This is a genomic window from Paraburkholderia podalyriae (assembly GCF_014397785.1).
GTDB classification, from domain to species: domain Bacteria; phylum Pseudomonadota; class Gammaproteobacteria; order Burkholderiales; family Burkholderiaceae; genus Paraburkholderia; species Paraburkholderia podalyriae.
Window position 1 is genome coordinate 340990 of record NZ_VZQQ01000004.1, and the last position, 8922, is coordinate 349911.

Genomic DNA, 8922 nt, shown 5'->3' on the forward strand with positions numbered 1-8922 from the left:
ATCCTTTATGCGTTCGCGAGCGATTGGGCCATGCGTTCCGCCGTCGCAAGCGCGGCCGAGGTCATGATGTCCAGGTTGCCGGCATAGGCCGGCAGATAGTGCGCGGCGCCTTCCACTTCGACGAACACGGAAGTCTTCAATCCGCTGACGCGGCCGAGCCCGGGAATGCTGAGCGGCTCGGCGGCGGGAATCTCGTCGAACTGAACCTTTTGCTTGAGACGGTAGCCCGGCACGTAGGCCTGCACGGCGGCGGCCATGGCTTCGATCGATGCTTCGATCTTTGCCTGGTCGGCAAGCTCGGAGAGCACGTAGACCGTATCGCGCATCATCAACGGAGGCTCAGCCGGGTTCAGCACGATGATCGCCTTGCCCTTGTGGGCGCCGCCCACCGCTTCGATCGCCTTCGACGTGGTTTCCGTGAACTCGTCGATGTTCGCGCGAGTGCCGGGTCCGGCCGACTTGCTGCTGATCGACGCGACGATCTCCGCGTAATGAACCTTCGCCACGCGCGACACAGCTGCAACCATCGGAATGGTCGCTTGCCCGCCGCAGGTCACCATGTTGACGTTGCTGCTGTCGATGTGCGCATCCAGATTCACGACGGGCACGCAGTACGGGCCGATCGCCGCTGGCGTCAGGTCGATCAGGCGAATGCCGGGCTTGAGCGCGCGCAGAAACGCGTCGTTCTTGACGTGCGCGCCAGCAGAGGTCGCATCGAACACGAAGTCGATGTCGTCGAACTCGGGCAGACGCGCGAGTCCCTGAACGCCACCGTGCGTCGTCGCGACACCGAGGCGCGCAGCGCGCGCGAGACCATCGGACGCCGCGTCGATGCCGACCATGGCGGCCACTTCCAGATGCTTGCCGTGTCGCATGATCTTGATCATCAGATCGGTGCCGATGTTGCCGGAGCCGATGATCGCGGCCTTGAGTTTGTCGGTTGCCATGTGAGTTCCTTAGTCGGTGAAAGTGGCGCAGACGCTGCCGAGTCCGTCGATTTGCGCGGTGAACGTGCCGGGGCGCTTGACGGTTACCATCGGTCCGAGCGCGCCCGTCAGCACGACGTCGCCGGCGCGAAGCGGCGTGCCGAGTTGCACCATGCGATTAGCAAGCCACACGGCTGCGTTGAGCGGATTGCCGAGACATGCCGAGCCATTGCCGCGCGACAGCACCTCTTCGTCCTGCGAAAGCGTCATTGCGCAGGCTCTCAAATCGATTGCGGAGAGCGGCACCGGACGGCTTCCGAGCACGAACATCGCGCTCGACGCGTTGTCGGCGACGGTGTCCACGAAGCGGATGTCCCAGTTCTGGATACGGCTGTCGACGACCTCGATCGCAGCGAGCGTGTAGGCGGTCGCGCCGATCAGGTCGGCGAACGTGTGTTCGTCCTGCACGAGATCGCGCTGAAGCACGAGCGCGATCTCCGCTTCGACCTTCGGCTGGATCAGACGCGATAGCGGCATCGGCGCGTTGTCGCCGTAGGCCATCGATGCGAACAGCGTGCCGAAGTCGGGTTGATCGACACCAAGTTGCTGCTGCACGGCAGGCGACGTTAGACCGATCTTGCGGCCGACCACGCGCTCGCCGGCAGCGCATCGCGCGTCGACGTTCGCGCGCTGCACGGCGTACGCGAGCGCGGCATCGTCGGTGGAAATCTCGCCGCGCACCGGCGCGACCGGCTGCCGTGTGTGTTCGGCATCGCGCAGGCGTTCAGCCAATGCACTTTCGATTGCTTCATTGGACATGAAAGTCTCCTTGTGTGTCCGGCTGCGCATGCATCGCGCCGAAGCCTGCGATCCATTCGGGAATGGGACGGTAGTAATCAAGCGATGCGCGATACGGGCCGTACGCCGAGAGCGCGCCGAACGCCGCGATCCAAGTGCGGATTTCATGTGCGGACTTGCCGGCGTCGCGCGTGATCGCGGCATTGGTCATGCCGTCGGCGGCGGTGACTTCACCCGCTGCGAGCTGATTGAGGAATGCGCGATCCCAGTCGGAATTCAAGGGATGCAAATGGCTGTCGCCCGCCGTGAACGACTTCGCCGCGGCTACCGTGCGTGCTTGCCGAGCCGCGCGCGCTTCGGCCGACGGATTGCGTCCGTCGATCAGCCGTTCGGCGACCTCTGCGCTTGCGCCTGCGATGTCGGGCACGGGCGGTTCGTGCGAGATGCCGCCCGAGCCGATCACGAGCACACGCTTGTCTGTACGCGAGAGAATGCGGCCGATCCCGTCGCCGAGCAGGCGCGAACGGCGGCACGATGCCATCGGCGACGCCACCGAATTGATGAAGACCGGGACGACCGGGTAACGATCGAGGCCGCCCGTCAACACTTCCAACGCCTGCGCGCATCCGTGATCGACCTGCATCCGGTACGACACCGACACATCGACTTCATTCGCCAGCACGTTCTCTGCCATCGCCAGCGCGATGTCCTGCGGCACGTCGAGCGGGCCGGCGAGACTATTGAAGTCGCCAATCGCCGTCGCGGCGACGCCGATGCAGAACTGCGGCATCATGTCGTAGAAGAAGCCGTTGTAGTGATCAGGCGCGAAGGCCACGACCAGTTCCGGATCGAATTCTTCAACGCGCGCGCGGGCTTTGCGCTGCACACGTTCCACCTCGGCGACGATCTCCGGCGCGGGGTCGAAGTAACCGTGCAGCGGCGTGTGGGACAGGCATTCGAGAAGGATCGGCATGTCAGGCTCCTGCTTCGATTGCGACAGTCGCGGCACAGCCAGCTTCATCGTCTGCGTACTGAACGACGCGCGTAGCGAGCGATCGCAAATCAAGCTTGCCAGCCAGGTCCGCGATACTGCGCGACACCTGCTGCGGCATGCATATGCCTGCGACAAAGCGGTCCGGGCGCAGCAGCACGACCGACTCTGGCGCGCGCGTGAACCATTCCTTCAGCCGGCCGCTCACGTCGCCGATGGCGATCACGTCTGCCGGCACGTCGTCGCGATAGTCCAACTGCGTGTCGGGCTTGGCGATCACGAAGCAGCCGCCCATTCGCGCCCACGTCTCGCGTGCCTCCCGTGTCAGTCCGAACGTCGGCTCCGTACCCCATCCGATGATCGCGAAGCGATTGCCGATCGCATCGTCGAGGCGCATCACTGCGCCGTCCGCCGTGCGAACGGGGGGCTGAATGAACATGCGGCCCACGGGCGACTGGCTTTGCGGATCGCGTCCGTGCACAAGACGCCCGATCAGCGACTCGCGCTTCTCGCTCATCAAGCCAAGCATGCGACCAGTTGCCGAATGGCCAGAGCGCTCCAGCAATCGAGCGAGAAAGCCGTCACGGCGCTCGCGCTCAGGCAGTAGCACCACGCCCGATTCATAGCGCGGCATCGGTTTGAAACGCATTTCGACGAAGTAGCGCTTGAGCGACGGCAGCACGGCGAGCGAACGCACGAAAGCATCGCGGAACGTGGTGCCGAGGCGGCTCGTCGGCGCGAAGATGTCGCCCGCGACTTCCGACAAATGGATCATCGAGCGCGCATGGGCGCGGCGCTCCGTCGTGTAGGTGTCAAGCAGACTGTCGCCCGCGAGACCTTTGACCACCATGACGAGCTTCCAGCCAAGATTGTTCGCGTCGCGGATGCCGCTGTTGTAGCCCTGTCCTTGCCACACAGGCATGATGTGCGCGGCGTCGCCCGCGAGCAGCACGCGCTTCACGCGGAACGTGCTCGCAAGGCGCGCGTTGTGCGTGTACACGCGCTTTCTGATGTAGTCGACCTGGGCGGGGTCGGCGACCACCTTGCCGACCAGTGCCGCCATGTTCTCCGGTGTCGAGAGTTCTTCTTCCGTCTCGCCAGGCATCACCATGAACTCGAAGCGCCGGATGCCGTGCGGCAAAGCCGCCGACACATATGGCCGCGCCGGATCGCAATGCATGTAGACATGAGGCGAGCCAATCGGGTCATTGCGTACATCGACGACAATCCACTGATTCGCCTTGGTGCGTCCTTCGAACAGCACGTCGAGCGTGCGACGCACGAAGCTATTGCCGCCGTCCGCGCCGATCATATAGGCCGCGCGGATCGATTTGCTCGCGCCGCTTTCATCGTGCGCGTCGATCGATACGGCGGTGTCGTCCTGTGTAAAGCCGTCGACCGTGTGTCCGAACAGCACCTGTACGTGCGGGAACCGTTGCAACCCCTGAAACAGGATGCGATCGGCCAGCGGTTGAATGAAGGCGTTGCGGCGCGACCAGCCGAATTCATCGGTGCGGGGCTCGATCGAAGCAAAACAGCGACCAGTGCGCGTGACGAAGCGCATCCAGTGTTCCGGCGTCGTATGCGGCAGCAGGTCGTCGGCCAGCCCGACGGACTGGAACACGCGCAAGGCTTCATCGTCGAGGCCGATGGCGCGCGGATAGTCGATGATCTGATCGAGCTTTTCGAGCAGCACGACACGCACGCCTTGCAGTCCCAGATAATTGGCGATCATCAGGCCAACCGGGCCGGCGCCGATGATGGCGATGTCGGTTGACACAATCTCGGGGTGGCCGCTACCGGCCACCGTGTCGACGACGGGTCCCATGTCTGTCTCCTTGATCGCGCCCGGATGAGGTCCGTGGTCGCGTCCGATACTGGTTTGTTCAGTCAGATTCAGAAGACGCATGCGTGACGTCGGTCACCCGGTGCGTCTCCTTTTGAATAGTTGGTTTTGATGCAAGTCTAGGGAGCGTCACCCGCGCCCTCAACAAAATCCAAGAAATGTGCATAGAATGCACATAGCTGATTCGAAAGGGATTTTTCTGTGGCGACGTACACAAACGTTCGAGGTCTGGCTCGCGGCCTGCAGGTTCTGCGTGCGCTCAATGCGATGGAAAGTGGACGCGCCACGAGCCAGCAGATCAGCGACGCAATCGGCTTGCACCGCACCACCGTGCGGCGATTGCTCGAGACGCTGGTCGAAGAAGGGTTCGTGCGGCGCAGTGCGTCGGACGACAGCTTTCGCCTGACGCTCAGTGTCCGTTCATTGAGCGAAGGCTTCACCGACGACGAACGCATCGCGACCGTCGCCCCGCCCATCATGGGCCGGATGCTGCAGCGCGTAGCGTGGCCATCCGATCTGACGACGCCCGACGGCGACGCGATGATCATCCGCGAGACGACGCACCGGTTCAGCCAACTATCGTTTCATCGGTCGATGGTTGGCCGGCGCTTGCCGATTCTTTTGACGGCGGCGGGCCGCGCCTATTTCGCGATGTGTCCCGACGGCGAGCGTGAGGATATTCTCGACTTGCTGCGCTCGGGTGCGGGCGGCGATGAACAAAAGGCGCTGGCGTCCAGCGATGCACTAGTTCGCAACCTCATTCGACGCGTTCGCGCCGATGGTTTCGGTTCGAATCACGGTGATTGGGCGGCTCAGAGTAGGATCGGCGCCGTTGCGGTCGCGATCGTATCGCGCGAGCGCGTCCTCGCGAGCTTGAACGTCGTTTTTCTGTCTCGCGCGGTGACACTTGTGGAAGCGACGCGTCGCTATGTACCGGACCTGCAACTGGCCGCAGGTGAAATGGTCGCGGCGTTGGAAGCCCAGGACGATGCAAACCCGCGTGGGAAGGCGTAGCGAAAGGGTTGGCGTCCGTTGGCCGCTTTGGGAAGTACTCCAGTCATCGGTAGTAGGTCGTTGAACGTCCGCGAGTGGCCGATCACTGCCTCATGCAATCGGCATACATCGCTCGAACTTCGTAAGGCAGCGATCGGCGGCACGCGACCCTGAGCCGCCGCTCCCTTCGTGACCGGCGTATGGCCGCATTGAGGAGATGAGGCAGCGTTCGTAATGTCGCGGTGACAAACCGGTGGCAACGCTGTGACGCATCGATGCGCCATTGCCAATATGCTAGCGTCTGGCGTGTCGTTCCTCAAAATGAACGGGAGGCAGTTATCAATGGGCGTATTTCGACATAGCTGCTCATCGGCGAAAGTATGGCTGCACCGATCGCACGCCACGCCCGCAGCGGAGGCAGCGGGACCGGGCAGGCCGTGCCGTTGAGAAGATGCGCTGAGCCCGACAGCCGACCGCGCGTGGGAAAGTGGTCCATTTGTTGTTTGTGCCATTGGTTTCTCCTCGTCGTAGTTGTTACCGGTAACGATACATCCGAACTGGTTACCGCGAAGTTCAGCACCGTTTTCATCGGACGGAAGGAACTGAAGTCTGCGTGGGACACGCGCTTGCTTTTGATAGCTCCTCCATAACAACGCGGTATCGCTCTTGCGGGTCAAGCTCGGGATGGGCTTCGGCCTTCATAAGTGCTTCGCTAAGATAAGTGCCACACTGACTTACCAGCTTGATGCGCTCAAGCGGGTTCCGGCTGCCATAGCCAGCGTCCGTGCAAACCAGCGCAATAGGTTGCGGCGCACGTTGTTTAGCCCATGTCAGATACATCTGATGAATGCAACGATCGGCCTCGATGAAGAGAGCCTGCAGCCGAAACAAGAGAGTGGTCGGATCGGACTCAGAGTGGGCTGTAACGCGTGAATTGGCTGTAACGCGTGAATTTCCGGGCGCGACGGCCTGCGCTAGTTGTATGTCTGTGAAGAGACCCGTTCCGAAATTAGACGCCGCTTCTTCATACTCCCGATTCGTATCCGTCAGCGCATCCCGTCTTGAACGCACGTACGCGCGGTGCGAAGGTGTAGCCATCGTAACGACGGAGCAATGCGATGGAGAACACCGCGGGAGAGACTGTATCGACGGGCACGCGGCGGCCTCGGCAGGGCGAGGCGTTCTGGCGAGAGATGGTCATGGCATGGAAAGGAAGCGGACTTGGCGAGCGTCACTTCTGCCGTGAGCAGGGACTTGCCGTCAGTACGTTCGATCTGTGGCGCAAGAAACTGTCGAACCTGGAGGATGAAACCGAGCGTCCGCTGGCGGTCACCCCTGACGCGGCGTTCGTCGTTGCCCATGCGGGCATCGGGGCGCCGCCAGCGGTGCCATCACCGACAGTGGACACGTCGTCTACGCGTGATCGGGTGACGCTGTCCCTCGCCGGCGTTCGCATCGAACTGACGGGCGCGCACGCCGAGCGCATCGTGCGCTTCGTGCTCGGGCAGCTTGGAGGTGCGCGTTGCTGATCGCCGCCGACGTTCGTGCCTACATCTGCCGTGATCCGGTCGACATGCGCAAGTCGATCGACACACTGTCGTATCTGGTCGAACCGCTTCTGGCCCAGAAGCCGGCCTCTGGCAATCTGTTCGTGTTCGTTGGTCGGGATCGCACGAAGGTCAAGTGCTTATATTGGGATCGCACCGGTTTCGCGCTCTGGTACAAGCGGCTTGAACACGGACATTTTCCATCACCGTCGTCACTCGCCCAACGTGGCTTCACGCTCGCTGAACTCAACGCCTGGCTGGAAGGCATCGAGATCCCGGCGCGCGAGCCGCATCGTGCCGTCGCAGTGAAGCGCGTGAGCTGAACTGGCTATTGCCTGCGCAGATACAACGCTCTCCGATCTTGTAAACGTCGCGCGAGTTGGGCATCATGACAGGCATGCCGCCCACCGCCATCACTGTCGCGGATTTGCCGGTCGAGCCCGATGCGCTGCAAGCCTTCGCGCTCGAACAGAACAGGCTGGCATGCGTGCTGTGGGAGCAACTGGAAATCCTGCAGCACCAGATTGCCCAGGCGAACCGCGCGCACTTCGGGGTCAGCTCCGAGCGGCTGGCGGCCCAGGCGGATCTGTTCGATGCCGCTACGGAGTTACCGGTTCCGCCCGAGCCGGACGAGGTTCCGGTTGCAGGCCACACCCGCAAGGGACGTCCTGCCCTGCCGAAGGACCTGCCGCGCACGCGCATTGAATACGATCTGAGCGACGAACAGAAGGCGGCATTCGATTCACTCGAATGCATCGGCGAAGAGCGCAGCGAGACGCTGCACTACGAGCCATCCAGGCTCACCGTCATTGAGCACATCCGCTTCAGATACGCGGCGAAGAAGGATGGTGAGTCGACCATCGTGACGGCGAGCGCCCAGCCTTCACCGCTGCCGAAGAGCAATGCGAGCGCGAGCCTGCTGGCTAACATCCTGGTCAATACCTACGTCGATCATCTTCCCTTGAATCGCCAGGAGACGCGCTACGCGCGCCGTGGTGTGTACCTGCCCCGGGCAACGCTGTGTGAATGGAAGCTGGCGGCAGCCGAGCTGCTCGAAGTGCTGCTGCCGCCGCTACGGGCTCACCAGTTGCAGGCCCCGCGCATGCACGTGGACGACACAACGCTGCCGTTACTCGAGAAGGGTCGCACGGCGACGCGCACCGCACGATTATGGGGATACCTGGGCGCGGGGCAGCGCGAGGAGAACGGTGTCTGGGTTGACCACCCGCCGGCGGTCGTGTTCGAATTCGCTGAGTCGCGCTCCGGTTCGCATCCGCTGCGCTACCTGCAAAAGTACAAAGGCTATCTGCAGGCCGACGCATACAGTGGACATGGCGCACTCTACGAAACCGGAGATATCGTCGAGGTTGGATGTTGGGCCCATTGCCGCCGACGCTTCTTCGAAATCGCGAAGGCGCAAAGCAAACCGGGACTTGCAGCGCAGGCGCTGCAGTGGATCACGCAGTTGTATGCGATCGAGTCGCGGATCAAGGACCAGACGCCTGAGCTCAAATATGCGGCGCGGCAAACTGAGGCACTGCCGCTACTCGTGCTGTTCCGGCAATGGCTGGAAGGCAACGTCATCGGCTTGCCGGCTCAGGCGCCGCTTGCAAAGGCCTTCGGCTATGCGTTACGTCACTGGCCGGCGCTCGTTCGCTACACTGAGAGCGGTATCCTGCTGCCGGACAACAACGCTCTCGAGCGGCAAATCAGACCCATTGCCCTCGGAAGGGCGAACTGGCTCTTCGCGGGCTCCCCGCGCGGCGCCCGCGCGAGCGCCACGATGTATTCGCTGCTCGGCACGGCTCGCCTGAACGGTTT

At 62.7% G+C, this 8922-nt stretch carries 8 protein-coding genes; 4 read left to right on the forward strand and 4 right to left on the reverse strand.

Going from position 1 to position 8922, the window contains the following annotated elements; translation table 11 throughout:
* Positions 1 to 5: 5 nt before the first annotated feature.
* The 4 genes from F6X42_RS07000 to F6X42_RS07015 are packed head-to-tail and all read right to left on the reverse strand — an operon-like array spanning position 6 to position 4543.
* The gene (locus F6X42_RS07000; RefSeq protein ID WP_187633484.1) at positions 6 to 947 is read right to left on the reverse strand and encodes an acetaldehyde dehydrogenase (acetylating); all 942 of its coding nucleotides are present in this window, start codon (positions 945 to 947) and stop codon (positions 6 to 8) included.
* 9 nt (positions 948 to 956) lie between these two features.
* A complete protein-coding gene (mhpD, locus tag F6X42_RS07005) occupies positions 957 to 1745 on the reverse strand; it encodes a 2-keto-4-pentenoate hydratase (RefSeq protein ID WP_187633485.1) in 789 nt (262 codons plus the stop codon).
* Positions 1735 to 2697: a 3-carboxyethylcatechol 2,3-dioxygenase gene (locus F6X42_RS07010; protein WP_187633486.1), complete on the reverse strand. Its 963-nt coding sequence runs from the start codon at positions 2695 to 2697 to the stop codon at positions 1735 to 1737. The genes mhpD and F6X42_RS07010 overlap by 11 nt, the downstream gene beginning before the upstream one ends.
* Before the next feature lies 1 nt (position 2698).
* Positions 2699 to 4543: a bifunctional 3-(3-hydroxy-phenyl)propionate/3-hydroxycinnamic acid hydroxylase gene (locus F6X42_RS07015; protein WP_187633487.1), complete on the reverse strand. Its 1845-nt coding sequence runs from the start codon at positions 4541 to 4543 to the stop codon at positions 2699 to 2701.
* A 219-nt stretch (positions 4544 to 4762) separates the two neighbouring features.
* On the opposite strand from F6X42_RS07015, the gene F6X42_RS07020 reads away from it, so the two are divergent.
* The 4 genes from F6X42_RS07020 to tnpC all read left to right on the forward strand — a co-directional run.
* Entirely contained in the window at positions 4763 to 5575 is an 813-nt protein-coding gene (locus F6X42_RS07020; protein ID WP_187633488.1) for a DNA-binding transcriptional regulator, read from the forward strand.
* Positions 5576 to 6672: 1097 nt separating this feature from the next.
* Positions 6673 to 7083, forward strand: a complete 411-nt coding sequence (gene tnpA, locus F6X42_RS07025) for an IS66 family insertion sequence element accessory protein TnpA (protein WP_187633489.1) — start codon at positions 6673 to 6675, stop codon at positions 7081 to 7083.
* Complete coding sequence (gene tnpB, locus F6X42_RS07030) at positions 7077 to 7424, forward strand: IS66 family insertion sequence element accessory protein TnpB (RefSeq protein ID WP_147394152.1); 348 nt, start codon at positions 7077 to 7079, stop codon at positions 7422 to 7424. The genes tnpA and tnpB overlap by 7 nt, the downstream gene beginning before the upstream one ends.
* Before the next feature lie 65 nt (positions 7425 to 7489).
* On the forward strand, positions 7490 to 8922 hold a 1433-nt coding region (gene tnpC / locus F6X42_RS07035; RefSeq protein ID WP_187633490.1), incomplete at its 3' end, for an IS66 family transposase.